Origin of the sequence: Salinivibrio sp. PR919, from assembly GCF_001995355.1 — a bacterium.
Classification (GTDB): domain Bacteria; phylum Pseudomonadota; class Gammaproteobacteria; order Enterobacterales; family Vibrionaceae; genus Salinivibrio; species Salinivibrio proteolyticus.
Window position 1 is genome coordinate 1 of record NZ_MUFL01000049.1, and the last position, 25,643, is coordinate 25,643.

The window sequence follows — 25,643 nt, forward strand, 5'->3', positions numbered from 1 at the left end:
CCACGCCTCGACCATCTTGGCAAAGCGAAGTTCGATGCGGCGATGCAACTCCCCTCGATCCTGAGGAGTGATTGCGAACTGGTGAACCTGATACGGCAAAGGATCACCTTTTTTCTCCGTTAGCGCCGTTAATGTGTGTCCGGAAACCCGGAATACTTCTAACGCACGCATGATGCGCTGCGGATCATTAGGATGGATCCGCGCGCCCGCAACAGGATCAATATGGCATAACTGCTGATGCAATGCCTCCCAACCGTGCTGCTGCGCCTCTTTTTCTATCGCGTCGCGCACCTCAGGATCTGCACTGGGTAGCGGTGATAACCCCTCGAGCAACGCTTTAAAGTACAACATTGTGCCCCCCACTAGCAGCGGGATTTTGCCTTGGGCAACAATCTCCGCCATCGCGGTGAGCGCATCGTCACGAAAGTCGGCCGCCGAATAGGCTTGCGACGGATCGCGAATATCAATTAGGCGATGCGGGGCCTGAGCCAATTCATCAGCCGTTGGTTTGGCAGTACCAATGTCCATGCCGCGGTAAATCAATGCCGAATCCACACTAATAATTTCCACCGGCAATGTTTTACGTAACGCTATAGCCAGATCCGTTTTTCCTGAGGCAGTCGGCCCCATCAGAAAAATGGCCTTGGGCAACGGATTAGTCATGCTTTAATGCTTCTATCGCTGTGGTCAAGTCAAGACGTTTAAACACGCGCTGATAGCCATGCTGTAACGCCTCGCCCTGCCAATATTGTTCAATTTCCGAAACGGTCTGTACCGCTTGCGCAAGGCTGACGTGATCCGATGCTACTGTCAACTGCTTTGCCAGCCAACTCCACATGCTTGAGCTGTGATCTTCATGGGGTTGATCTGGGGTTAATGACAATAAAAATGCCAACAAGTCAGGAATAAAAGCTTGAAGGTTGGACTGGCGCAGTGGCTGACATACTGTCATGACCATCAACTGTTGTCCTTTTACCTTTATATGGATCCCAAAGCGCCCTAATAAGGTTTGATAGTGCTCAACCGCCTCACATTCTTGAGGCGACGCCGACATCCGTTGCGGGATCAATAGCGGCTGTGCCACTAACCCTTCATCAAGGGCGGGTCGCAACGCGCCCTGCTGACGCCATGTCTGCAAGGCTTGATAATCCGCCAACCACAATGCATCGCCGCGCGCGATCAGTACATAGTGACCGTGAGTCACGGCAAGCACTTTGCCTAACCCACTTTCTGTACGGGCGGGTCGATCGCTGACATCGGCGACCGCCGCCTCCACCGTTGACACAGCCTCAGACACGGCTGGGGCTGATGTTTCCGAGAGTGTGGTCTGCGTGTGCGGCTTTTGTTCTGACGCGTAAGGCGTCATCAGTGCCTGATACGCTTGTGTCGCCTTTTTAGATGGTGGCGCGGGTTGCGAGGAAAACGCGCGACTCCCCGACCATTCCCCTGATTGCCCACCCTCGCGGACCGGCTCCGTGCGCTGGCCGGGATAATCCGGAAAACGGTTCACCGCGGTTTGGTAGTCACTAGCCACCGCAGATGGCCGTGTCTGATAGCTAGCCTGTTCGCGGATCTCACCGGTTTCATTGTCCACCCCCTCTAAGACGGGAGAACTGGCCTGCTGTAATGCATCAAAAATAGCTTGGAAAATAAAGTCATGCACCAAGCGGGCTTGATGGAATCGCACTTCATGCTTCGCGGGGTGTACATTCACATCCACTTGGTGCGGATCCACATCAATGTAAAGAACAAACGCCGCATATTGGTCAGGGGCAAGGCTTTGCTCATAGCCTTGACGAATCGCATGGTTAATCAGCTTGTCTTTCATCATCCGCTGATTGACAAAGCAGTGCTGCATATCATTTTGCTGACGCGCACCTTCTGGCGTACAAATCCATCCCCGAAGCGTCATATCATGATGGGTCAGCTCCACACGCAATGCATGGTCAACAAACTTTTGCCCACATACCGCTTTGAGACGACGCACCGGATCGCCCTGTTCAGGCACACGCCGATACTGACGCACAGGCGTACCGTTGTGACGCAAGTTAATGGTGATATCGAAACGGCTCAGTGCGATACGGCGCAACAGCTCATCAATATGGCCAAATTCGGTTTTCTCGGTACGTAGAAACTTACGTCGTGCGGGTGTATTGAAAAACAAGTCAACCACTTCCACCGTACACCCCACAGGATGCGCCGCAGGCTTCACACTCACGGCCATATCACGGCCTTCCGCATACGCTGACCACGCTTCTTGCTGTTCAGCAGGACGCGAGGTGATGGTCAGGCGAGAAACGGAGCTGATACTCGCCAGCGCCTCGCCGCGAAAGCCTAAACTCATGATCGCTTCGAGATCATCCAAGGTGTGGATTTTTGAGGTGGCATGTCGGCTTAACGCCAACTGCAAATCTGCTTTACTAATTCCGCTACCGTTATCACGCACACGGATCAGCTTACTGCCGCCTTTTTCAATATCGATATCGATACGGGTCGCGCCCGCATCAATACTGTTCTCGACCAACTCTTTGACCACAGACGCTGGTCTTTCGACCACTTCACCCGCGGCGATTTGGTTGGCCAAGCGAGCCGGTAAAATCTGAATGGCCATATCAACTTCCCGGAATGATTAACGTCTGCCCCACCGCCAAGGTGTCAGAGCGCAGCGAGTTGGCTTGCCGCAAGCTTTCAATGGTCACGCCATAATTCGCGGCGATTTTTCCTAAGTACTCGCCACGTTTGACTTTGTGCTTGCGATCCGGCGTCGTGGCGCCGGGAATCGACAGTTTTTGCCCAACCCAAAGCGTGTCCGATTTCAGACTATTGGCTCGGCGAATAGTACTGACCGACACCTGATAGTGCTCGGCAATCTTGCCCAGAAACTCGCCGCGGCTCACGGTATGGGTAACCGTACGCGTCGAAGAGGCACCGTTATCCGCCTTACCGGCGAGTTTAGCGACATCGACATTAGGGATAGACAGCACTTGCCCGACCCGCAACGTGTTAGAGCTTAGCCCATTGGCGGATTTAATCGCCGCGACCGAGCTTTGGTATTTATTGGCGATCAAAGACAACGACTGCCCCGCCGTGACAGTATGTTTTACCCCATTTTTACGGGCAGCGAATAAGGTGCCATCGGGCGGGAAATGTTCAAAATAATTACGGATCCCGTGATAGACCGCATCGGCAAGCCGGCGCTGGTGATCCCGTTGGAACAGGAGCCGTTCTTCTTGTGGGTTAGAAATAAACCCTGTTTCAATTAGCAACGAGGGAATATCAGGCGATTTGAGGACAGCCAAACTGGCGTGCTCAGGGCTCGATTTATGCAGCTTGGTGACTTTACCCAATTCTTTAAGCACCCGGGTCGCCACGTTATAGCCTTCTTTTTGCGAGTTGCTGAACTGCAAATCCAGCACCGCGCGACTCAGGTATTCATCTTCGTTGTTTTGCGCTAATAAGGACCCACCACCCAATAGATTGGATTGCTCTTCGTGCCTTTCAATCCAGCGACCAATTTCACTGTTCGCGCGGCGACGAGATAGCACCCATACCGACGCCCCTCGTGGTTGAGGCTTGTGGAAACCATCGGCATGAATTGAAACCAWTAAGTGGGCTTTGTGCTGGCGGGCAATCTCTGAGCGTCGATTCAAATCGACAAAGTAATCACCGGTGCGCGTAAGTACCGCTCGCATCCCAGGTACCGCATTAATGCGGGCAGCGGTTTGCTTGGCGATCGCCAGCGTGACGTATTTTTCAAATTTTCGTGTCGGGCCAACCGCGCCCGGGTCGTTGCCTCCATGACCGGCATCGATCGCCACGACGATATCATCGGTGCCAAACGGCAACGCGGCCACCGTTTCTCGACGCTTCTTTTCCGCGGCACTCAAGTCGGGTTTATTCTTATCGACTTTATCAGGATGAGGCAAATCCACCACCAAGCGGTGGCCATACTCGCCACCCGGGGCCAAAGCGAAGATGTGCGGCTTGGCCGCATCTTTTAACTCAAATACCAATCGATAGGTGGACTTGGCAGGCGGGCTRCTTTTGCGAATTTTAGTCAGTATATCGCTGCCCTTGACCGGCTTTGGGAGCGAGGTCGCCAGTGAGCTCTGCTTTAAATCAATGACCAAACGGTCAGGTCGAGTCAGTGAAAAGTAACTAAAGTCTGGCGTATCCGCTAAATCGACCACGACCCGTGTTTCATTAGGCGCAGGCCAAACGCGAATATTTTCAATCTGATTGGCCCAGCCTGTTACGCTGAACAGACCCGCGATCATCAAGGTGCATAGCCGCTGCCACATCATGCTAGTCATCCCATTCTAAGCGATTGATAACCGACACACCGACTTCGGTGTTCGCGGTCAGCGCCACCGTGCGTTGCTCGCCGTCATACTGCAAAGTGATATCAAGATCAGCATGAGGTAACCAGCCCTTCCCTTTTTCCGGCCATTCAATCAGGCACAGTGCCTGTTCATTGAAATAATCCCGAATCCCCATAAATTCCAACTCTTCTGGGTCAGCCAAGCGGTACAGGTCAAAGTGATAGACCTGCCAAGGCGGGAGCTGGTAAGGCTCGACCAAGGTATACGTCGGACTTTTGACGTTACCCGTATGACCCATTGCTTGAACAAATCCGCGACAAAACGTCGTTTTTCCTGCGCCCAGATCGCCATGTAAATAACAGGTTGTGCTTTGCGTACAAGCACGGGCCAACGCTGCCCCAAGGGCAACAGTACTGTCGGCGTCTGCCAACTGGGTATGAAAAGTTTGGGTCATGCTACTACTGCGTCTCGTCTGTTGGCTTTATTAATCGATCAATCGCTGTAACTCGGGTAATAAATCACTGGCAAGCAAACCACGTTCGCCGGCAAGTGCCGCTTGGTCACCGGCTTTACCATGAAGATAGCAGCCCATGGCCGCTGCATGAAATAAATCAACGCCTTGAGCGATAAAGCTACCAATAACGCCAGATAACACATCGCCCATGCCGCCAGATGCCATGCCCGGATTCCCCACATTGGCTACAGCATAATCTGTGCCATCATATACGATCGTGCCTGCGCCTTTAAGTACTACTACCCCGCCGTAGCGTGTCTGGATAGCTTTGACGGCGGCGAAGCGATCGAGTTCCACATCCGCCACTTCACAGCCCAATAAACGCGCAGCTTCTCCCGGATGGGGGGTTAATACCCAGTCGTCTCGCTGTTGCGGATGGCGGGCGAGTTTATTGAGTCCATCGGCATCAATCACTTTAGTACCACGCGCACTAACCGCGATTTTCCACAGCGCGTCAGACCACGCACTGCTGCCAAGCCCCGGGCCAATCACCAAGTTTGTCGCCCATTCCAGTGCCTCACTCAGTGACTGCCCAGGTGCCCAACCTAGGGTCATTAATTCGGGTTGACGCGTTACCAACATCAGAGTGTGATCCGCTTGGGTCACGACTTTGACTAACCCCGCGCCCGTCCGCAATGCCGCCTGTGCTGACAACGTCACCGCACCGGCCATACCATGATCGCCGCCCAAACAAAGCACTCGACCGAACTGGCCTTTGTGCGCAGTGCGATCACGTTTGGGAAGATACCGTTGGCAAAGATCATCACTCATCAGCCAGCCGGCAGCCTGTGTCTGGCGACCAAAGGCAGTGGCGACATTCAACCCAGCAAAAACAAGCTCGCCACGGTGTGACATCGCTTTACCGGTCACTAACCCTTGTTTGAGCGCGATCAGCGTCACCGTAATGGTCGCATTGATTGCACATCCTTTGACACAGCCACTGTCTGCACACAACCCCGAGGGAATATCGACGGCAATCACAGGCACTTGGCTTTGATTGATGCGCGAGATCGCTTCGGCATAATCCCCCGTCACCGCACGAGAGAGGCCTGTGCCGAGGATCGCATCCACAATCACATCAAATTGTTGCATGGTCGGTGCGCTGGAGACATTGGTGCCCCCGCAATCCCGCCACTCCTGAAACGCAGTGGCCGCATCCCCGGTCAGCCGCTCTGGATCGCCTAACGCCCACACAGTAACGTTCAATCCCGACGATTTAGCCAGCCGAGCAATCACATAACCATCGCCCGCATTATTGCCCACCCCACACACAATCAATATCCGTGCGGCATTCGGATAACGCTGCGCTAACGTGTCAAAAACGGCTTGTCCGGCGCGGAGCATTAACTGGTACATCGGGATCTCAAGGGCCTTCGCCACGGCAATCTCACCTTCACGGACTTGCTCTGCACGATAAAAACTCTGTGGTAAACTTGCTGCCATCGAATGCCTCCATTCATTGTGCTTGCACCACTTCACGGCCCAGGATTTCTCGTTATGTCGCACCCCACGCCCGATGCTTCAATTGATTTCAACCAATTAGCCCAACGTATCAAGCAATGGGGACAAGCGCTAGGCTTCCAGCATGTGGGGATCACGGATGTTGATCTTACGCAACATGAAGCGCAACTGCAGCGTTGGTTAGATCTGGGATATCACGGTGAGATGGATTGGATGGCGCGTCACGGCATGATGCGCGCGCGTCCACAAGAGTTGGTGCCCGGCACCGTACGCGTGATCAGTGTAAGGATGAACTACTTGCCGCCTAACGCGGGCTTTGCCACCACATTGGCCAATCCAACGCTAGGGTATGTGAGTCGCTATTCGTTGGGGCGGGATTATCACAAACTGATCCGAAACCGCCTCAAAAAGTTGGGCCAGCAGATTGAGGCTGAAGTAGGCCCATACGGATATCGTCCTTTTGTSGACTCTGCCCCTGTTTTAGAACGCCCGCTCGCGGAAAAAGCCGGCCTAGGCTGGACAGGCAAGCACTCGCTGATCCTCAACAAAGAGACAGGATCTTGGTTCTTTCTCGGCGAGTTATTGGTCGATCTTCCTTTGCCGGTCGATACTCCGGTCGAAAACCAGTGCGGTAAATGTGTAGCCTGTATGACCAGCTGCCCAACCCAAGCGATCGTCGCCGAAGGCGTGGTCGATGCACGTCGCTGCATCTCTTATCTCACGATTGAGTACGATGGTGTGATCCCACTCGAGTTTCGTCATGCCATCGGTAACCGTATTTATGGCTGCGATGACTGCCAACTGGTGTGTCCATTTAACCGCGATGCAGAATTAACCCTAGAGGCCGATTTTTATTGCCGCCCAAGCCTTGAGCAGCAGCCACTCACGACCCTTTTTAACTGGGATGAAGACACGTTTTTATCTCTGACCCAAGGATCAGCGATTCGACGAATTGGCATACGTAAATGGCGGCGTAACCTCGCGATCGCGATGGGGAATGCCCCCTATGATGAAGATATCGTCAACAGCCTGTCTGCACGACTCGGTGAAGATGACTTAGTCGATGAACATATTCAGTGGGCACTTGGCGAACAAGAGAAAAAGCGACTACAAATAGATGTGCAGCTTTTACCCACTGGCACCAAACGGCTAGTGCGCATTATCGAAAAAGGCCTGCCTAGAGACGCCTAACCGGCGGCTTATCACGGAAAGATGACGCTATTCACACAATGTGGAAAAGTCCATAAGTAAGCGCCGTTTTGGTGCACTTCTTGATAGTTAAACACATTGGTGGTGCATTAAGCGAGCAAGATCACGGAAGTGAATAAGACTGTGGAAAAGCGTTAAGCAAACTGGAAGAAAAAGGTAAAAAACCACTTAAAATCAAGGTTTTGCGCTTTAAATGTGTCGATTAGCACCGTACTACAAACACAAGGCACTTGATCAATATCTCACCACCCTCTCTCGCCGGCAAGAATTCATCAACCAGTTTATCCACAAGCATAGTTCTGTGGATAACTCTGTGCAATAACTGACGAAACCGCGCTATCACGCCGCCTTGGGAAAGGTTTGACGAAATAGTTAGCGAAAAATCAGGAATGATGCTTCACAGCATTAAAGAGAACGTTATAAAAAACGTTGCACTGGTGTTTAACCAAGTGATTGGAGCGACACACGAGGTTCGAACTCGTGACCTCAACCTTGGCAAGGTTGCGCTCTACCAGCTGAGCTAGTGTCGCTTATWCCGARTTGTWRTTTGGAGCGACATACGAGGTTCGAACTCGTGACCTCAACCTTGGCAAGGTTGCGCTCTACCAGCTGAGCTAATGTCGCATTGCCGATGCGTTACATCGAATTTTAAATTGGAGCGACACACGAGGTTCGAACTCGTGACCTCAACCTTGGCAAGGTTGCGCTCTACCAGCTGAGCTAGTGTCGCTTAGATCGACCTGATCCACACCAGATCGAACATTAATTTGGAGCGACATACGAGGTTCGAACTCGTGACCTCAACCTTGGCAAGGTTGCGCTCTACCAGCTGAGCTAATGTCGCTTTCAACAGACGTTTCACGTCGTTAGGGCTGCGAATTATACGAAGAAAAAACCGGGTTGCAAGTGCTGACGAGCAAAATTTTGGTTTTTTCTTTTGATCGCTCAAAAGAACACCAGATCGATGAAAATAAAATCAGATCGTCAGGATCCTTTCACGATAGAACTGCAATTCTGCAATTGATTCACGGATATCGTCAAGCGCTAAGTGCGTTCCCTGCTTCGAAAAGTCATTCAATATCTCAGGCTTCCAGCGTCGGACTAATTCCTTCAAAGTACTGACATCCACGGTGCGATAGTGGAAATAGCGCTCTAGTGCTGGCATGTGACGATACAGAAAGCGTCGATCTTGCCCCACGCTGTTACCACAAATCGGTGAAGCGCCTTCTGGTACCCACTGCGATAAAAAGGCGAGGGTTTGATCGATGGCATCTTGCTCACTAATGGTGCTCTGCTCGACGCGCGCCACCAATCCCGATTGAGTATGGGTGCGGGTACACCAGTCATCCATTTTGTCCAGTTCGCTTTGTGGCTGAGAAATCGCTAATACCGGCCCTTCTGCCAACACATTGAGCTGTGCATCGGTGACAATTGTCGCGATCTCAATGATCTTATGGGTGTCGGGATCTAATCCAGTCATTTCCAGATCAATCCAGATTAAATTGTTTTCACTGAACGCCATTGAACTTGCCTTTTTTATGCGTAAACCATGTATCATACTGTGCTTGATATGAAAGCCAACTTAACCGATAAGAGTCATCGTGGCAAAAAAGAAAAAGCTTACCAAAGGCCAACTACGGCGCGTGCGATCCAACCAACAACGTCGGATCAAACAGCAAGATAATGATGTGCAATGGGATGACGCGCTGCTAGAAAATGCACGCGAGGGACGTGTGATCACGCGATTTGGCCAACACGCTGATATCGAGGATCCGCAAACTGGGATCATCCATCGCTGCAATCTGCGTCGTACCGTGCAAAGCTTAGTAACTGGCGACCGTGTGGTTTGGCGTCCGGGAAAAGAAATCCTGCATGGCATAGCCGGCGTTGTCGAGGCCGTGCATGAACGCCAATCGGTCCTGACCCGTCCCGACTACTATGATGGCGTAAAACCCGTTGCCGCCAATATCGATCAAGTGATTATCGTGGCCGCGATTTTGCCCGAGTTATCACTGAACATTATTGATCGTTATTTGATCGCCTGCGAAGTCTTGAATGTTCGTCCCCTGATCGTCATCAACAAGGTCGATTTGCTAGATAGCGAGGGGCGTGAAATGGTGGACGAATTACTCGACATCTATCGCGATATTGGCTATTCCATCGTCTTGGTAAGCGCCGATACAGGCGAAGGGATGGAGGCGCTAGAACGCCATCTCGATCAACATGTGAGTGTCTTTGTCGGCCAATCCGGTGTGGGAAAATCAAGCTTGGTTAATACGCTTTTGCCGGATGTGGATGCGCAAATTGGTGACGTCTCTGAAAACTCAGGGTTGGGCCAACATACCACCACCGCCGCGCGTTTGTATCATTTTGACCAAGGGGGCGATCTTATTGACTCCCCTGGCGTGCGAGAATTTGGTTTATGGCATTTAGAGCCGGAACAAATCGCACAAGGCTTTGTCGAATTTCGCGACTATCTGGGTGGCTGTAAATTCCGTGATTGTAAGCACGGCGATGATCCAGGTTGCTTGTTGAGACAAGCCGTGGAAGATGGCCATATTAGTATCGAGCGGTTTGATAGCTATCACCGCATTATCGAGAGCATGAAAGAAGCCAAAGATAACCGTCAGTTTTCACGTAACAAGCAAAACTGATCTAACAACGCGCCTCTGTCACTTCGTCACCGGATTGGCTACACTGCGCGGCTTAGCCGCTGCAAGGCGCGTATAACTCTTTAACCATTCAGGACATAACCGTGCGAGACGATCTTAAAGTCGGCCTGCAATATATAGCGCCGAAACATGCCCTTACCCGAATGATGGGGAAACTAGCCAGCCTCAAAGGTGGATGGTTGACCACTGCTGTGATCAAATGGTTTATCAAGCAATATCAGGTCGATATGAGTGAGGCCAAAGTCAGTGACCCTGGCTACTACCGCACCTTTAACGACTTTTTCGTGCGAGAACTCAAGCCCGCATTACGCCCCATTGATGGCGATACAGAGACATTGGTCTACCCCGCCGATGCGTGCGTCAGTCAAGCAGGATTGATTGAGCAAGGACGTATTATCCAAGCCAAGGGCCACTCGTTTGACGTGACTGAACTCGTCGGTGGCGATCAAGCCCTTGCCGACCAGTTTAAAGAGGGTCACTTTGCCACCCTTTACTTGTCACCGCGTGACTATCACCGTGTACACATGCCATGTGATGCCGTGTTGCGTGAAATGGTCTACATCCCCGGCGATTTGTTTTCCGTCAATCCACTGACGGCAGAGAACGTGCCGAACTTGTTTGCCCGTAACGAGCGTGTAGTGTGCGTATTTGAGACTGAATTTGGGCCTATGGTGCAAGTTTTGGTGGGTGCTACCATTGTGGGCAGTATTGCCACTACATGGGCAGGAACCGTCACTCCGCCAACCGGTGGCAGCATTCGCCGTTGGGAATACCCGACAGAAGGCGAACAAGCTATCCGCTTTGCTCAGGGTGATGAAATGGGTCTATTTAAACTCGGCTCAACCGTGATTAACCTGTTCCCAGCAGGAGCAATCCGTTTTCATGATGACGTCGCTCCCGGCTCCCCAACACAAATGGGACAGCCTTACGCGCACCGTCAGGCATAACAGCTGAAAATTGTGAGATAAGGGGCATTTATGCCCCTTTTTTGTCGCCAAATTCGGAGACCTTTCCCGTTAATTCCCTCTTAAATCCGTATCATTGATCCCATCAATACACCTGTGATGCATCGGCGTGCTGGCGCATGGTCAGCCCGCACTCACAACATCAACCCTTATGAGGCGTATTTGTGGTCAATGCTCGTTTTACTAAGTTACTTGTCTCGCTCGGGCTGCCATTGTTGCTGCTCCTACTTCCAACCGACTGGTTACCTATCGCCAACCTCACTTTGATTCAACACCGTTTATTGGCGATCTTCCTGATGGCGGCCTTGCTGTGGGTTCTTGAACCTGTGCCAGTATTTTCAACCTCTTTGCTGATCATTACCCTGCAATTGGTGATGATCTCCGATAAAGGCTTACACTGGTTTCGCGGCGAAACGGCGCATCATCCGCGGGGCGAATTGATCCCTTATACCGATATTCTCAGCGCCTTTTCTTCCCCCATCATTATTCTATTTATGGGGGGCTTCTCGCTGGCTATTGCTGCCTCCAAATATGAGTTAGATATCAACCTTGCCCGCGTATTACTCAAACCCTTTGGCAAGCACCCCAAATTTATCATGCTGGGTTTGATGCTTATCACCGCCGTGTTCTCAATGTTCATGTCCAATACCGCCACCACGGTGATGATGCTGGCACTACTGGCACCGATTTTGAGTGTACTCCCGAAAGGCGATCCTGCGATTAAAGCCTTGGTTTTGTGTATTCCGGTTGCCGCCAATACCGGTGGAATCGCAACGCCAATCGGGACGCCGCCCAACGCCATTGCCCTGCAATATCTCACCGGCGAATACAGCATCTCATTTCTGGGGTGGATGCAAATGGGCCTACCCTTTGTGGTGATCCAATTGGCGTTTGCATGGTGGTTACTACAGCGCTTATTCCGCAGTCCACAAACCGAAATCACACTGGCACTGGAAGGCAAATTTCTACGGGGCTGGCAAGCGTATACCGTCTATGCCACCTTTGCGCTGACCATTGCGCTGTGGCTAACCACCAGCCTACATGGCATGAATACCTATGTGGTCGCGGTGATCCCGCTCGCGTTGTTCACCCTGACAGGGATCATGGGCAAGGCCGAGTTAAAGCTGATTAATTGGGATGTCCTGTGGCTCGTCGCCGGCGGGATTGCAATGGGTATTGCGCTAGACGAAACCGGCCTTGCTGCCGCATTAGCGCATGCCGTGGACTACAGCGTATTAACGGCTATGACAGTATTGGTCACCCTTTCCATTATTTGTTGGCTCATGGCAAACTTTATGTCGAATACCGCGACAGCTAACTTATTGATGCCTATTGCGGCGGCCATTGCCACCTCTATGCCATCACTGGTGAATGTGGGTGGCATGCAAGGATTGCTCGTCGTGGTGGCTTTCTCCGCTTCATTAGGGATGATTCTGCCGGTTTCTACCCCGCCCAACTCTTTGGCGTATTCCACCGGCTTCATCGACAGCCGTGATTTAGTCAAAGTCGGTACGATTCTTGGGATCAGTGGCTTAGGCTTAGTCTATGCAGCCGTCCTCGCGCTAACATAAGCGTAACACCTCAATATCAGCAAGGGTTGTTTGCGTTGCCTCCAAAACAAACAACCCTCTGTTTTGTCAGTGTTAAAAATATGATAACTAGAACAATGTGCATGCCAACAGCCTTAGGCGTCGCTTTGCACAGGGAGTTTTTTTATAAATTTATTATCACCCCTGGCTCAAGCTTTCTACAATTAAGCAAATACTCAATAAAAGAGTCGTAAACGTGGTAGTACGAGGGACGTTTCATGAAATTCACCATTAAGACCAAAATATTACTTGCTGTTGCTTTGGTCGTGGCCTTAGTTAGCGTGGTTCAAGCGTGGTTCTCCGTGACCCAGCTGAAAGACGAAACACAACAAAATGTCACCGCTCAAATGCGCGATACCGCCTTATCCACCAGTAACTTTATTGATGAGTGGCTAGATATTCGCAGTAAAATGCTCCTGGCCAATGTGCCGCTCATTGCCAGTCAATCTAATGTGGATCGCGAACTGCTCTTAACCAAACGACAAGGTAATTTCCTGACCGTTTACGCAGGTTTTTCCGACGGCTCCGTCGCGTTCGGGGATAAAACCGAAACCTGGCCGGCTAACTATGACCCTCGGACTCGCCCTTGGTACAAGAAAGCAAGCGCAGCGGATGGCTTAATCATCACCCCACCCTATATTGACGCCAATGGCGCAGGGATGGTTATCAGCTTTGCCAAAGCCTTTAACGACCGTTTCCAAGGTGTGATAGCGGCCGATCTATCGGTCAATGCCATTGTTGAAGAAGTGCTCAACGTCAAAATGCCGAATAACGGTTTCGCGTTTCTCGTAGACAGCAACAATAACGTTGTAGCCTACCGTGACACTACGCTCAGTAATAAACCGCTCACCCAAGTTGATGATGAACTCACGCCTGCGTTTATTCAACAGGCGCGCAATAGCAATGCGTTACAGAGTATAGTTTTTGATAGCGATGGTCGCAAAAAACTGGTCGCCATCACTCATGTTGAAGGAGCTAACTGGAGCTTAGGGGTGGTGCAAGACAGGGAGCTCGCCTTTGCATCCGTGTCTGAACAAATTATTTCGACCCTCATCACGTCTGTGATTCTGTTTGTCATCATTGCCCTGGTTGCCGGTGCGCTTATCCATCGCATGTTGGCGCCGCTAACCCAATTGACGCACGCGGTCAGCTCACTATCGAAAGGGAGCGGTGACCTCACTCAACGCCTCGATATTGTGCGTCATGATGAGATTGGTGAACTGGCTGGCCACGTCAACGCGTTTCTAGAACAACTGCAATCCATGATTGGTCGTAGCGTCTCGCAAAGTGTGGCGCTTTCAGAGCGTGCTGAGCAATGTCGAGAACTGGCGCACCAATCAAGCGGCTTAGTCGGTCAGCAGCAAGGCGATGTGGATCAAATTGCCACCGCCATTCACGAAATGTCCACTACCGCGAATGAAGTCGCCAGCCATGCCGAGCTGACGGCACGCTCCGCGCAAGATGCAGAAAGTGCCTGCCGTGATGGGCTCACCGTGGTGGAAGATAACCGTGAGGCGATCACCCAGCTAGCTGAACACGTGGATCAAGCCACCAACGTGATTCGCGAATTAGACACCAACTCACAAAGCATCAATCAAATTATCTCCACCATTCAAGATATCGCCGAGCAAACCAACTTGTTGGCCTTGAACGCCGCGATTGAGGCCGCCCGTGCCGGTGAACAAGGGCGTGGCTTTGCGGTCGTCGCCGATGAAGTGCGCGTGCTCAGTCAGCGTACCCATGACTCTACCGAAGAGATCCGCAACATGATTGAAACGCTACAAAGTACAACGCAGCGTGCGGTAGATGGCATGACACAAAGTAACGAAATGGCAACCTCCAGTGTCGAACGGGCTGCGTCAGCCAGTGACAAACTGAACGAGATCACCCGTGCGATTGGGGACATTTCCGAAATGGCAGCACAAATTGCCAGTGCGGCAGAGGAACAGCGGGCCGTCACCGAAGACATCAACCGAAATACCCAAGCCGTGCGCGATTTGTCACTGGAGATCCATCAAAAAGCGACCGACACCGGTGAGCAAGGAGAATATATGGCTAACGCCGCGCAAGAAATGCATGGCGACTTGTCCAAATTCAAAGTCTAGTCCAAACGGCAGCCTATCCACGTAGGCTGCCTCCTCCATCCACTGGCAGTAAGATCACAAATCCCACACCTCTCTACCTCTTTTCACTGCGCACTGACACAAATTGCATAACTGATCGGATTTTACTGCAAACGACACGTTTACAATCAGTCTAATCTCTTAGATGTGGAAATGTGTCTATGCCCAAACCAACCATAAAACTGAAAATCATTGTGGCCATCGCCTTGATCGTCGCCTTGGTCAGTGCGGTTCTTGCCACCATTTCAGTCCGACAATTACAAAACGAAACCACCAGCAGCATCACTAAACAGATGCAAGACGTCGGCGATGCCACTGCACAGTTCATCGATAGCTGGCTAAGTACCCGTGCGGATATGTTGTTGGCCAATGAATCCTTGATTGCCAATCAACCCAATGTTGACCGTGAGTTGCTCGTCACCAAGCGCGCTGGGCACTTTTTGTCTGTCTATGCCGGGTTCAGTGATGGCCGTATTGCATATGGCGACAAAAGCGAGGATTGGCCTGCAGATTACGACCCTCGAACTCGCCCTTGGTATAAGAACGCCAATCAGAGCAGCGAGCTGATTATTACCGAGCCTTATCAAGACTTTGATGGCAGTCTGGTGGTCAGCTTAGCGAAATCCTTTAATGGCCGCTATCAAGGGGTGATTGCCGCTGACGTGACCGTCACCGACATTGTCGATCAGGTTCTAAACCTTAAACTCAGCAATGGCTTTGCGTTTTTAGTCGATGGCAGCAACAGTATTGTGGCTTACCGTGATACCGAACTCAGTCGACAGCCTCTCACCGAGCTCGATGCGGAACTGACGCCAGCGTTTATAGACAGTGCCAGTCGTCAGGGCAAGTTGGTAACCTTTGATTTAAAGGGTGAAGACAAGTTACTCGCAGCCATTGACGTGCCGAATACCGATTGGACCTTGGGGATTGTCGAAGATAAGAGCGACGCCTATGCCTCCGTGTCGGAGCAAATCACCTTTGTGGTGGTCGCCTCCGTGATCCTCTTTATCGTGATCGCGTTTATTGCCGGTGCCTTAATCAAACAGCTCCTGAAGCCATTAAGCGAGTTAACCGGCGCCGTCCATGCCCTTTCCGCGGGTGAAGGCGATCTGACCCAACGCATTAATATTGTCCGTCAGGACGAAATTGGTGAACTGGCCGAATACATGAACGCCTTTCTCGCCCAACTTCAGCAAATGGTCGGTAAAGCGGTCAATCAGAGCATGACGCTGTCTCAAAGCGCAGAAGAGTGTCGCACGCATGCCCTGCAATCAAGCCAATTGGTCGATAAGCAGCAAAATGATGTTGACCAGATTGCCACCGCTATCCATGAGATGTCCGCCACCGCCAATGAAGTGGCCAGTCACGCTGAAGACACCGCTACCTCCGCCCAACAAGCCGAACAGTCGTGTCAAGAAGGGTTAAGTGTGGTAAGCGATAACCGAAATGCGATCACCCAATTGGCCGATCAAGTAGAACGGGCCACCAATGTCATTCGTGAATTGGATGAAAATGCTCAGAGCATCAACCAAATCATTGCGACCATTCAAGGTGTCGCAGAACAGACCAACTTGTTAGCATTGAACGCCGCCATCGAAGCAGCACGCGCGGGTGAGCAAGGGCGTGGATTTGCCGTTGTGGCCGATGAAGTGCGAGTGCTCAGCCAGCGCACCCATGACTCGACCGAAGAAATTCGCAACATGATTGAGACCTTGCAGCACACCACCCAACGTGCGGTGGATGACATGATGCAAAGTAATAATATGGCGACATCGAGTGTTGAGCGGGCAGAAGCGGCCAGCGAGCGACTCAATCAGATCACCACAGCAATCAGTACGATTTCTGAAATGGCGATCCAAATTGCCAGCGCCGCAGAAGAGCAACGTGCGGTGACTGACGATATCAACCGCAACACCCAAGCGGTGAAAGATCTCTCCTATGAGATCCACCAACAAGCAAGTGCAACCGGGGACCAAGGCGAAAGCATGGCGCAAGCAGCACGTGACATGCACCAAGACCTGTCAAAATTTAAAGTCTAGGTGAGTGCCCTTGCCTTTCAAACGCCACCGCGAGGTGGCGTTTTTCTTACGGCGCTACGCGCGTGAGACAGGAAACGCGGTCACCGCATCAATGTGATCACAACCGAGCGCGAGCATCACAAGGCGATCGATCCCTAGCGCGACCCCAGCACAATCCGGCAGCCCCGCTTCCAAGGCGGCGAGTAAGTGTTGATCGATAGGTTGTGGGCGCAAACCTCTTGCCACTCGCATCGCATTGTCCGCCTCAAAGCGGCGGCGCTGCTCATGCGCATCTTGAAGCTCATAGAACCCATTAGCGAGTTCAATGCCTTGAAAATACACCTCAAAGCGGTGTGCAACACGTGGATCCGCCTCACTGATTTTGGCTAACGCGGCTTGAGACGCCGGAAAGTCGTAAACAAAAGCCGGCGCCTGCTGACCAATATTTGGCTCAACCATCACCGAGAAAAGCAGTTGCAACAAGGTGTCTTTGTCGGTTTCATCCTCAGTGATATCGGCAAGCCCTTGGGTAGCAGCAAGGGCTCGCAGCTGGTCAATATCCGCGCGTAATGGACAAAGTCCAGTGCATGATTGAAAAGCTGCTTGGTAGCTCATTCGCGTCGCACCTTGGCACTTGAGTACCGCTTGCAACAGCGCATCCATTTCATCCATCAACTGGTGATGGTCAAAATCCGGTCGATACCACTCGAGCATGGTAAATTCTGGATTGTGATAACGCCCCGCCTCTTCATTACGAAACGCCTTACTGATTTGATAAATGGCGCCGCTACCCGCCGCCAGTAATCGTTTCATATGAAATTCTGGACTGGTCATCAAGTACAAAGGCAGCCCCTTGGCAAAGCCCGGGCCGACCAGCGAGGTGGAAAAACTGTGTAGGTGCACATCCGTCACCGCCGCTTGGCTCAACGCTGGGGTATCGACTTCCCATACCGCACGCTCAGCAAAAAATTGACGAATGCGGGCAATAATGGCCGATCGTTTTTTCAACTGTGTTATTGAGGCCGTTGGCTGCCATGAACAGGCTTGAGTCATGATATCAGTCTCTCATTACGCGAATGGCGTCAGTCTAGCGTCACGCTGGCGAATAACAACCAGCACGCCAAGATGAAGCACGACATAAACGTGGCACTGTACGCATTCTGTTTGTAAGCAAACGCTGTTTTTTCATGGTTCGCCGACACTTAACGACCCACCTCACAGTTTTATGCAATTTAACTCCCATGCCCGCAAAATCGCTGCAATTCCCCAACTGRATCAATTTTTACTCGGTGAGGATTGCCTACCATGTCGGCAGAACAATAAACAAGCCAAGCACTGGCTTTCCCTACACTGGAGGATGAACGTGCAGACCATCACCACAGATATTGCAGTTATTGGCGCCGGCGGCGCTGGACTGCGCACCGCCATTGCGGCCGCTGAGGCGGATCCGTCTCTCAATATTGCCCTGGTGTCCAAGGTCTACCCGATGCGCTCACACACTGTGGCAGCAGAGGGTGGCTCGGCTGCCGTCATCAAGGATGAAGACAGCCTAGACAACCATTTTAATGACACCGTTAGCGGCGGTGACTGGCTGTGCGAGCAGGACGTTGTGGACTACTTCGTCAAGCACTGCCCAGAAGAGATGATCCAATTAGAGCAATGGGGTTGCCCTTGGAGCCGTAAAGACGATGGCAGCATCAATGTTCGCCGTTTTGGCGGCATGAAAGTCGAGCGTACATGGTTTGCCGCCGATAAAACTGGCTTCCATATGCTTCACACCTTGTTCCAAACCTCGATTAAATACCCACAAATTCAGCGGTTAGATGAATACTTCGTGGTTGACTTAATCGTGGATGATGGCCAAATCCAAGGCCTCATTGCCCTGCATATGGCAGAAGGTGAACTGGTCTGCATTAAAGCCAAATCTGTGGTGCTCGCCACCGGCGGTGCTGGCCGGGTGTACAGCTGTAACACCAATGGTGGCATCGTCACCGGTGATGGCATGGCGATGGCTTATCGCCACGGTATTCCATTACGTGATATGGAGTTTGTGCAGTATCACCCCACAGGCTTGCCCGGCACTGGCATCTTGATGACCGAAGGCTGTCGCGGTGAAGGAGGGATTATTGTCAACAAAAATGGTTATCGCTATTTGCAAGATTATGGCCTTGGCCCAGAGACACCCGTGGGCGAGCCCAAAAACAAATATATGGAGTTGGGGCCGCGCGATAAAGTCTCACAAGCCTTTTGGCACGAGCAACAAAAAGGGAACACCATCAAGCATCCATTAGGTGATGTGGTGCACCTTGATTTGCGCCACTTAGGTGAAGACTTCTTACAAGAGCGGTTGCCGTTTATTTGTGAATTAGCCAAAGCGTACGTCAACGTCGATCCGGCCAAAGAGCCAATCCCAATTCGTCCGACCGTCCACTACACCATGGGGGGCATAGAAACCAATGCCCAGACCGAAACCCGGGTAAAAGGACTCTTTGCGGTGGGCGAATGCTCCTCCGTCGGCCTACACGGAGCCAATCGCTTAGGATCGAATTCACTGGCTGAGCTGGCCGTATTTGGTCGACTCGCCGGAGAAGGTGCCGCACAACGTACGCGTGAGTTTACGGGGTGGAATCAAGCGGCGATCGATGCCCAGATCCAAGACGTTAAAGCACGCATTGATAAGCTCTTGAGCCATCAAGGCGAAGAAAACTGGGCAGATATTCGCAAAGAGCTGGGGGACACCATGGAAGCCGGCTGTGGTATTTATCGTCGCGAAGATCTGATGCAAGCCACGATTGATAAAATCGCCGAACTGAAAGCTCGCTATCAACAGATCAGCATCCAAGATCAAGGCAGTGTGTTTAACACCGACTTGTTGTATGCCATCGAAGTAGGTTACGGGCTCGAAGTGGCCGAAGCCATGGCGCATTCTGCCATTCAGCGACGCGAGTCTCGTGGCGCCCATCAACGCCTTGATGATGGCTGCACAACCCGTGATGATGACAACTACCTCAAGCACACCTTGGCATTTTACCAGCCCGAGGGTGGCCCACGGATTGATTACAGTGACGTGAAGATCACCAAGTCTCAACCGAAAGACCGCCTGTATGGTGATGCTGCGGAGCAGGCTCAAGCGGCCAGTGAGGGACAACAAGAGGAGCAAGCACAATGACGCAAGCTACCTATAGAGTTTCTATCCTTCGCTACGATCCTGCAAAAGATGATGCACCTTACGCGCAGGAGTTTGTCGTCCCCGGTGACGATACCTTCTCAGTGCTTGATGCGCTGGGCTATATCAAAGACAACCTCGATAAGTCATTGGCTTATCGCTGGTCATGTCGCATGGCCATTTGCGGCTCGTGCGGCATGATGGTCAATGGCGTGCCTAAACTCGCGTGTAAGGCTTTTTTACGCGATTACCCTAACGGCGTACTGATTGAGCCGCTAGCAAACTTTGCGATCGAAAAAGATTTGATTGTCGACATGACGCCATTTATTGAGCGCTTGGAAGCGATCAAACCTTATATTCTCGGCAACGACCGTCGTCCTGAAGATGGTCCTAACACACAAACCCCTGAGCAGATGGCGCGCTATAAGCAATTTGCCGCCTGCATTAACTGTGGTTTATGTTACGCCGCTTGCCCGCAGTTTGGCCTCAACCCAGACTTCCTCGGCCCAGCCGCACTAACCCTCGCCCATCGCTATAACCTCGATAGCCGAGATGGGGGACAACATGAGCGTATGCCACTGATAAACAGCGATAACGGGGCATGGGGATGTACCTTTGTGGGCTACTGCTCAAAAGTCTGCCCGAAAGGTGTCGATCCGGCGGGCGCGGTCAACCAAGGCAAGGTTGCCTCTACCCAAGATATGGTGATCGCCATGTTTAACCCCAATAAAGAAGGCAAGGAGATAACAGGATGAGTAACCGTAAACCTTATATGCGGCCCATGCCTCGTACTTGGTGGCTGCATCATCCGTTTTATCGCTTTTATATGGTGCGCGAGGCCACGGTACTGCCTTTGGTCTTTTTCACACTGAGCCTCACTGCGGGTTTGATTTGTCTCGTACAAGGCCCTCAAGCGTGGCAAAGCTGGCTGGATTATATGGCCCACCCTGTGGTGATCCTATTAAACGTGGTCGCTCTAGCGGCAAGCCTGTTTCATGCCACGACATTTTTTAGCATGATGCCGCAGGTCATGCCGATTCGCATTAAAGGCAAACTGCTCGACGGCAAGTGGGTGATTGGGGCGCAATGGGGAGCCGTTGCAGTAATTTCGTTACTGGCCTTAGTGCTCATTTAGGAGGCGTTATGATTGATTTAAAACCTAAGCGCTCCGACGAGCCGGTATGGTGGAGCTTGTTTGGTGCAGGCGGTACATGGTTTGCCATGTTCACGCCAATTACTGTCTTGATTTTGGGTGTTTTAATCCCACTAGGGATCATCGACCCATCCGCCCTAAGTTACGAACGTGTGATGATGTTCGCAGAGCACTGGTTAGGTAAGTTGCTGATATTGGCGACCCTTGCCTTACCGATGTGGCATGCCATGCATCGCATCCATCATGGTTTACATGATCTTAAGCTGCACGTGGGACTGGCTGGGAAAGTGGTTTGCTATGCCATCGCCTTTGCCGTCAGTGTCGCTGCCGTGCTACTCGTCCTTGTCGTATAGCATCTAAGCATACAAAAAAGCCCTGAGCCAATTCGGTCAGGGCTTTTTTATCGGACACTCGAAATGCCAATTATTTTACGCGGCTCACGTACTCACCCGAGCGCGTATCCACTTTGATGACTTCACCGATTTGAATAAACAAAGGCACACGAACAACGGCCCCTGTGATCAGTGTCGCGGGTTTACCGCCAGTACCTTGGGTATCCCCTTTTAGGCCCGGATCGGTTTCAGTCACTTCAAGTTCGACGAAGTTAGGTGGGGTAACCACGATTGGGTCACCATTCCACAACGTGAGTGTACAGGTGTTGTTTTCAACTAACCATTTGACGTTATCACCCACTGCACTCTCGTTGGCAGCGATTTGCTCAAAGGTTTCGTTGTTCATGAAGTGATAGAACTCACCATCTGTGTAGAGGTAGTCCATTTCCACATCGATCACATCGGCAGCTTCAACGCTGTCACCTGATTTGAATGTTTTCTCTAGAACCTTACCGGAAATCAGCTTACGGATTTTAACCCGGTTGAAGGCTTGGCCTTTACCCGGCTTCACGAACTCATTTTCGGTAATGACACACGGCTCGTTATCGAGCATAATTTTCAATCCGCCGCGGAATTCATTGGTGCTGAAAGACGCCATCTTGATCCTCTTAACATCTTCGAGTTTTCACAAATGTCGCACATCATAACCCGAATCCAGCCTGCTGTTGAGCGAAACTGGATCAAAGAACTCGCAGAGGGGATCACAGATCCCAAGGAACTGCTGCAACTGCTTGAAATTTCACCATCCGACTGGGAGGCAGGATTTAGTGCTCGTCGCCTTTTTGCCCAGCGTGTGCCACGCAGTTTTGTGGCTAGGATGGAAAAAGGAAACCCTGATGATCCACTGCTAAAGCAAGTCCTCCCTATTGCCGACGAGTTTAATGACGTTGACGGGTTCAGCGCTGACCCACTGGAAGAGCAAGACAATGCGATTCCTGGGTTGTTACACAAGTACCACAACCGTGTCTTACTGATCGTTAAAGGAGGCTGTGCAATCAATTGCCGTTATTGCTTCCGCCGCCATTTCCCTTATCAAGACAACAAAGGCAGTAAACGCGTATGGCAAGGGGCGCTGGACTATATCGCCGCCCATCAAGAGATTGATGAAGTGATTTTATCCGGTGGTGACCCGCTGATGGCCAAAGATGAGGAGCTCGATTGGCTCATCAGCGCCATAGAAGGCATAACGCATGTTAAGCGGCTACGCATTCATTCACGGCTACCTGTGGTGATCCCCGCTCGTGTCACCTCTGCGTTTACCGAGCGCTTATCACGCTCACGTTTACAAGTGGTGCTCGTCACCCACATCAACCACGCCAATGAGATTAATGCAGAATTAACCCACAAACTCCACATGCTGCGACAAGCAGGCATCACGCTACTTAATCAAAGCGTGCTTCTCAAAGGCGTGAATGACAGTGCGGATGCGTTGGTGGCACTGAGCCAACGGCTGTTTGAGGCTGGCGTTTTGCCTTACTACCTGCATGTATTGGATAAAGTCCAAGGCGCCGCTCACTTTTTAGTCTCAGACGATAAAGCGCGCGCCTTAATGCAAGACATTATCGGCCAGCTTTCCGGCTATTTGGTCCCCCGACTGACCCGAGAGATTGGCGGGCGAGCGAGTAAAACCCCGCTTGATCTGCATTTAGAGTGAATAATCAGTGACTTAATTAATATAAGCTGTTGATTTATTTTTGCTTCCATGGCTTATTAGAGAGAAAGCTCACCACAAGGATGTGTTATGTCTCTGATTATTCGTCAATACCACGCCGACGACATTCCGGCGATACGCGATATCTATGCGCAACCCAAGGCGCAAGCAGGCACCTTACAATTGCCGATGCCAAGCCTCGCCATGTGGGAAAAACGGCTTAATAACGTGCCAGATGGCGTATACCCATTGGTTGCCGAGCTGGAAGGTAAAGTGGTCGGTAATCTCGGCTTCGTCATTGCCGCGAATCCTCGCCGTCGCCACGTTGCAGATATTGGCATGGGCGTTCATGATGCCTATCAAGGCCGCGGCATAGGCAGTGCGCTCATGGAAAAAGCGATCGATTTAGCCGAAAACTGGCTGAACGTATCACGGATAGAGCTAACCGTTTATACGGATAACGCGGCTGCGATCCACCTCTATCAAAAATTTGGCTTYGAAATTGAAGGCACCGCCAAACAGTTTGCGTTTCGCAATGGCGAGTTTGTGGATGCCCACTACATGGCGCGTACCCGCTAATCAAGCCACTCGGGGAAACAATCTGGTTTGGCGTAGCTAAGCCGACCAATGCGTGCGGTACGGTGGTAGCTATCTAAACCGCTAACCGCAACGCTGCCTGCTTGTTCAATATCTACGTAGCCATCATCTTTGACACACGATTCTGGCACATGAACTTCGCTGATTTCTCCGATCAGTAAATGTGTACCATTAATTGCCAGCGTATGCTCTTCTCTCAACACTAACCCCAAACGCACCGCAGCTTCTTGCACGTAAGGGGCATTGAAGCGCTCTCGCCATAATGGCGTCAGACCCACTTGATCAAATTCTGAGACGTCGTGAGGATAGCGTGCAGATGTCTGATGCGCGGCAGTGAGCATCGCCTCACTCACATGGTTGAGTGTATACACACCTAATTGACGAATGTTTTCAAGAGAGTCCCGCACCACGGTATCAGGTCGGATAATCACTCCCATTAACGCCGGATTCGCGCCCAAGTGGAAAGCAGAGCTAACCATACACAAGTTCGTTTGTCGTTCAGCGTCGCAGGTACCCAATAAGTTTGCTGACTTAAAGCCTGACAAACTATTGATAAAGGCTGCGCGATAACGCTTTTCCATGCTCATGATGTCATCATGGCCGAACACACTCAAAGACATAACCTTCCTTATTTCAGCTGGCACTGTTGGCAACGTGCCTGCCCGGTTAATAATGCAGAGATCCGATACCGATGGCGGGCAAAAAACAAATAAGCTTGGTCCGCAAACCAAGCGATCACGGSCCAGCGTAACCAACTCACCCAATACCCCTTGCCTACCGCGTGCCATGCAGCATAGGTTGCGTCTAAACCATACACCATCTGTCCTTGACTATCTTTGGCGTGCAAAATGCGATTAGCGGCTTTGGGATCCACATCGGGGAAACGTGCTGCAAAATCGGGATGATGGATATCTTCCAGTATGAGCTGTTGGTTTTTATYCCAACGTGACAGCTTGCGCATTTCCTTGACGCATAACGGGCACAAACTGTCATAAAATAGCGTCACCATAAACGTCCCTCCTAATCTCGTTTTAATACGCATAACGACATCGGTACGATCAGGTGTTTACGCCTATCCAGCATGAATAAAACCCACGTCAGCCAGTACTCAGCATAGCGATCCAAGCCTTATACGACCTATTAGGTAGTCAGAAATGTGGAAAAGTGTCGGTTGGTGTCTGTGTGATGAGCATTTTGCAGCGAGGCGCATAGGGCTGATACACCCTCAAGATACAAAAAAGCCCCGACCGTGAGGTCAGGGCTTAATGTTTTCTCATCAAAGTCTTACGCATATCCGCTTTGATGATTAAATTGTGTCTGTGTGACGGGAGTTTTGAAGCGAGACGCGCAGTGTACGTCAGTACATGAGCATCGTAGCTATCAAAAATCGCAAGCAACAGTCACAATTTATAATCAAAGCCTGGCGATGTCCTACTCTCACATGGGGAGACCCCACACTACCATCGGCGCTGCTTCGTTTCACTACTGAGTTCGGCATGGAGTCAGGTGGGTCCAAAGCGCTATGGTCGCCAAGCAAAATTTGGTGTGTCTTCACTTTTCAGTCAAAACACTTAATCTAGAAAGCTGTTCGTTCTCGCCACAATCAACTGGCTTTATTTTAAGTCCAACCCAAAACCTCTTGGGTGTTGTATGGTTAAGCCTCACGGGCAATTAGTACAGGTTAGCTCAACGCCTCACAGCGCTTACACACCCTGCCTATCAACGTTCTMGTCTAGAACAACCCTTTAGAGAGCTCGAGGCTCTAGGGATGACTCATCTCGGGGCCAGCTTCGCGCTTAGATGCTTTCAGC

The 25,643-nt window shown here is 51.3% G+C and carries 22 protein-coding genes, 4 tRNA genes and 2 rRNA genes; 12 read left to right on the plus strand and 16 right to left on the minus strand.

Annotated elements, in window-relative coordinates:
* The 5 genes from miaA to BZG83_RS10375 all read right to left on the minus strand — a co-directional run.
* Positions 1 to 663: tRNA (adenosine(37)-N6)-dimethylallyltransferase MiaA (gene miaA, locus BZG83_RS10355; RefSeq protein WP_077480421.1), on the minus strand; the 663-nt coding region annotated here is incomplete at its 3' end.
* Complete coding sequence (gene mutL, locus BZG83_RS10360) at positions 656 to 2,611, minus strand: DNA mismatch repair endonuclease MutL (RefSeq protein ID WP_077480406.1); 1,956 nt, start codon at positions 2,609 to 2,611, stop codon at positions 656 to 658. The genes miaA and mutL, both read right to left, overlap by 8 nt.
* Position 2,612: 1 nt before the next feature.
* Positions 2,613 to 4,304, minus strand: coding sequence for a LysM peptidoglycan-binding domain-containing protein (locus BZG83_RS10365; protein WP_077480407.1), 1,692 nt, complete (start codon positions 4,302 to 4,304; stop codon positions 2,613 to 2,615).
* Position 4,305: 1 nt separating this feature from the next.
* The gene (gene tsaE / locus BZG83_RS10370) at positions 4,306 to 4,776 is read right to left on the minus strand and encodes a tRNA (adenosine(37)-N6)-threonylcarbamoyltransferase complex ATPase subunit type 1 TsaE (protein ID WP_077480408.1); all 471 of its coding nucleotides are present in this window, start codon (positions 4,774 to 4,776) and stop codon (positions 4,306 to 4,308) included.
* Between the two features lie 30 nt (positions 4,777 to 4,806).
* Entirely contained in the window at positions 4,807 to 6,279 is a 1,473-nt protein-coding gene (locus BZG83_RS10375) for a bifunctional ADP-dependent NAD(P)H-hydrate dehydratase/NAD(P)H-hydrate epimerase (RefSeq protein ID WP_077480409.1), read from the minus strand.
* A gap of 81 nt (positions 6,280 to 6,360) precedes the next feature.
* Here BZG83_RS10375 and queG point away from each other — a divergent pair, with 81 nt between their 5' ends.
* Positions 6,361 to 7,488 carry a tRNA epoxyqueuosine(34) reductase QueG gene (queG, locus tag BZG83_RS10380; RefSeq protein ID WP_158011485.1) on the plus strand — a complete coding sequence of 376 codons (1,128 nt, stop codon included), beginning with the start codon at positions 6,361 to 6,363 and terminating at the stop codon, positions 7,486 to 7,488.
* Between the two features lie 472 nt (positions 7,489 to 7,960).
* Here queG and BZG83_RS10385 read toward each other — a convergent pair.
* From BZG83_RS10385 to orn, 5 genes are all read right to left on the minus strand, one after another.
* Positions 7,961 to 8,036 (minus strand) — tRNA-Gly (locus BZG83_RS10385).
* A gap of 18 nt (positions 8,037 to 8,054) precedes the next feature.
* A tRNA-Gly gene (locus tag BZG83_RS10390) sits at positions 8,055 to 8,130 on the minus strand.
* A 30-nt stretch (positions 8,131 to 8,160) separates the two neighbouring features.
* A tRNA-Gly gene (locus tag BZG83_RS10395) sits at positions 8,161 to 8,236 on the minus strand.
* Positions 8,237 to 8,274: 38 nt separating this feature from the next.
* Positions 8,275 to 8,350 (minus strand) — tRNA-Gly (locus BZG83_RS10400).
* Between the two features lie 132 nt (positions 8,351 to 8,482).
* On the minus strand, positions 8,483 to 9,028 hold the full coding sequence (gene orn, locus BZG83_RS10405; protein ID WP_069589722.1) for an oligoribonuclease: 546 nt from the start codon (positions 9,026 to 9,028) through the stop codon (positions 8,483 to 8,485).
* A gap of 79 nt (positions 9,029 to 9,107) precedes the next feature.
* Between orn and rsgA the strand changes: the two genes are divergently transcribed.
* The 5 genes from rsgA (at position 9,108) to BZG83_RS10430 (ending at position 16,894) form a co-directional block, all read left to right on the plus strand.
* On the plus strand, positions 9,108 to 10,160 hold the full coding sequence (gene rsgA, locus BZG83_RS10410; RefSeq protein ID WP_077480411.1) for a small ribosomal subunit biogenesis GTPase RsgA: 1,053 nt from the start codon (positions 9,108 to 9,110) through the stop codon (positions 10,158 to 10,160).
* 101 nt (positions 10,161 to 10,261) lie between these two features.
* A complete protein-coding gene (gene asd / locus BZG83_RS10415) occupies positions 10,262 to 11,125 on the plus strand; it encodes an archaetidylserine decarboxylase (protein WP_077480412.1) in 864 nt (287 codons plus the stop codon).
* 182 nt (positions 11,126 to 11,307) lie between these two features.
* The gene (locus BZG83_RS10420; RefSeq protein WP_077480413.1) at positions 11,308 to 12,714 is read left to right on the plus strand and encodes an SLC13 family permease; all 1,407 of its coding nucleotides are present in this window, start codon (positions 11,308 to 11,310) and stop codon (positions 12,712 to 12,714) included.
* A gap of 236 nt (positions 12,715 to 12,950) precedes the next feature.
* A complete protein-coding gene (locus BZG83_RS10425) occupies positions 12,951 to 14,837 on the plus strand; it encodes a methyl-accepting chemotaxis protein (RefSeq protein ID WP_077480414.1) in 1,887 nt (628 codons plus the stop codon).
* 179 nt (positions 14,838 to 15,016) lie between these two features.
* Complete coding sequence (locus BZG83_RS10430; RefSeq protein ID WP_069589729.1) at positions 15,017 to 16,894, plus strand: methyl-accepting chemotaxis protein; 1,878 nt, start codon at positions 15,017 to 15,019, stop codon at positions 16,892 to 16,894.
* A gap of 54 nt (positions 16,895 to 16,948) precedes the next feature.
* Here the strand turns inward: BZG83_RS10430 and epmA are convergent, their stop codons facing one another.
* Complete coding sequence (epmA, locus tag BZG83_RS10435; RefSeq protein ID WP_077480415.1) at positions 16,949 to 17,926, minus strand: elongation factor P--(R)-beta-lysine ligase; 978 nt, start codon at positions 17,924 to 17,926, stop codon at positions 16,949 to 16,951.
* Positions 17,927 to 18,236: 310 nt separating this feature from the next.
* Here epmA and frdA point away from each other — a divergent pair, with 310 nt between their 5' ends.
* From frdA to frdD, 4 genes are read left to right on the plus strand one after another with little or no spacing between them, the layout of a single operon-like run.
* Complete coding sequence (gene frdA / locus BZG83_RS10440) at positions 18,237 to 20,042, plus strand: fumarate reductase (quinol) flavoprotein subunit (protein ID WP_069589745.1); 1,806 nt, start codon at positions 18,237 to 18,239, stop codon at positions 20,040 to 20,042.
* On the plus strand, positions 20,039 to 20,794 hold the full coding sequence (locus BZG83_RS10445) for a succinate dehydrogenase/fumarate reductase iron-sulfur subunit (protein WP_069589731.1): 756 nt from the start codon (positions 20,039 to 20,041) through the stop codon (positions 20,792 to 20,794). The genes frdA and BZG83_RS10445 overlap by 4 nt, the downstream gene beginning before the upstream one ends.
* Positions 20,791 to 21,174, plus strand: coding sequence for a fumarate reductase subunit FrdC (frdC, locus tag BZG83_RS10450; protein ID WP_077480416.1), 384 nt, complete (start codon positions 20,791 to 20,793; stop codon positions 21,172 to 21,174). The genes BZG83_RS10445 and frdC overlap by 4 nt, the downstream gene beginning before the upstream one ends.
* Before the next feature lie 8 nt (positions 21,175 to 21,182).
* Entirely contained in the window at positions 21,183 to 21,545 is a 363-nt protein-coding gene (gene frdD / locus BZG83_RS10455; RefSeq protein WP_077480417.1) for a fumarate reductase subunit FrdD, read from the plus strand.
* A gap of 70 nt (positions 21,546 to 21,615) precedes the next feature.
* Here frdD and efp read toward each other — a convergent pair whose 3' ends face one another.
* On the minus strand, positions 21,616 to 22,182 hold the full coding sequence (efp, locus tag BZG83_RS10460) for an elongation factor P (RefSeq protein ID WP_069586864.1): 567 nt from the start codon (positions 22,180 to 22,182) through the stop codon (positions 21,616 to 21,618).
* 33 nt (positions 22,183 to 22,215) lie between these two features.
* Here efp and epmB point away from each other — a divergent pair, with 33 nt between their 5' ends.
* Positions 22,216 to 23,238: an EF-P beta-lysylation protein EpmB gene (gene epmB / locus BZG83_RS10465; protein WP_077480418.1), complete on the plus strand. Its 1,023-nt coding sequence runs from the start codon at positions 22,216 to 22,218 to the stop codon at positions 23,236 to 23,238.
* Between the two features lie 87 nt (positions 23,239 to 23,325).
* On the plus strand, positions 23,326 to 23,814 hold the full coding sequence (locus tag BZG83_RS10470) for a GNAT family N-acetyltransferase (protein ID WP_077458296.1): 489 nt from the start codon (positions 23,326 to 23,328) through the stop codon (positions 23,812 to 23,814).
* On the opposite strand, the gene BZG83_RS10475 is transcribed toward BZG83_RS10470, so the two are convergent.
* The 4 genes from BZG83_RS10475 to BZG83_RS10490 form a co-directional block, all read right to left on the minus strand.
* Positions 23,811 to 24,452 carry a flavin reductase family protein gene (locus BZG83_RS10475; protein ID WP_077480419.1) on the minus strand — a complete coding sequence of 214 codons (642 nt, stop codon included), beginning with the start codon at positions 24,450 to 24,452 and terminating at the stop codon, positions 23,811 to 23,813. The genes BZG83_RS10470 and BZG83_RS10475 overlap by 4 nt on opposite strands.
* Positions 24,453 to 24,460: 8 nt before the next feature.
* Complete coding sequence (locus BZG83_RS10480; protein WP_077480420.1) at positions 24,461 to 24,841, minus strand: thiol-disulfide oxidoreductase DCC family protein; 381 nt, start codon at positions 24,839 to 24,841, stop codon at positions 24,461 to 24,463.
* Between the two features lie 409 nt (positions 24,842 to 25,250).
* Positions 25,251 to 25,366, minus strand: a 5S ribosomal RNA gene (gene rrf / locus BZG83_RS10485).
* A 116-nt stretch (positions 25,367 to 25,482) separates the two neighbouring features.
* A 23S ribosomal RNA gene (locus tag BZG83_RS10490) occupies positions 25,483 to 25,643 on the minus strand; the annotation flags it as partial.

What these genes read in the sequence shown, in the direction of transcription:
- mutL (WP_077480406.1), bottom strand. Translation starts at nt 2,611, where the DNA reads ATGGCCATTCAGATTTTACCGGCTCGCTTGGCCAACCAAATCGCCGCG.
- tsaE (WP_077480408.1), bottom strand. Translation starts at nt 4,776, where the DNA reads ATGACCCAAACTTTTCATACCCAGTTGGCAGACGCCGACAGTACTGTT.
- BZG83_RS10375 (WP_077480409.1), bottom strand. Translation starts at nt 6,279, where the DNA reads ATGGCAGCAAGTTTACCACAGAGTTTTTATCGTGCAGAGCAAGTCCGT.
- orn (WP_069589722.1), bottom strand. Translation starts at nt 9,028, where the DNA reads ATGGCGTTCAGTGAAAACAATTTAATCTGGATTGATCTGGAAATGACT.
- BZG83_RS10425 (WP_077480414.1), top strand. Translation starts at nt 12,951, where the DNA reads ATGAAATTCACCATTAAGACCAAAATATTACTTGCTGTTGCTTTGGTC.
- BZG83_RS10430 (WP_069589729.1), top strand. Translation starts at nt 15,017, where the DNA reads ATGCCCAAACCAACCATAAAACTGAAAATCATTGTGGCCATCGCCTTG.
- epmA (WP_077480415.1), bottom strand. Translation starts at nt 17,926, where the DNA reads ATGACTCAAGCCTGTTCATGGCAGCCAACGGCCTCAATAACACAGTTG.
- BZG83_RS10445 (WP_069589731.1), top strand. Translation starts at nt 20,039, where the DNA reads ATGACGCAAGCTACCTATAGAGTTTCTATCCTTCGCTACGATCCTGCA.
- frdC (WP_077480416.1), top strand. Translation starts at nt 20,791, where the DNA reads ATGAGTAACCGTAAACCTTATATGCGGCCCATGCCTCGTACTTGGTGG.
- frdD (WP_077480417.1), top strand. Translation starts at nt 21,183, where the DNA reads ATGATTGATTTAAAACCTAAGCGCTCCGACGAGCCGGTATGGTGGAGC.
- efp (WP_069586864.1), bottom strand. Translation starts at nt 22,182, where the DNA reads ATGGCGTCTTTCAGCACCAATGAATTCCGCGGCGGATTGAAAATTATG.
- epmB (WP_077480418.1), top strand. Translation starts at nt 22,216, where the DNA reads ATGTCGCACATCATAACCCGAATCCAGCCTGCTGTTGAGCGAAACTGG.
- BZG83_RS10475 (WP_077480419.1), bottom strand. Translation starts at nt 24,452, where the DNA reads ATGTCTTTGAGTGTGTTCGGCCATGATGACATCATGAGCATGGAAAAG.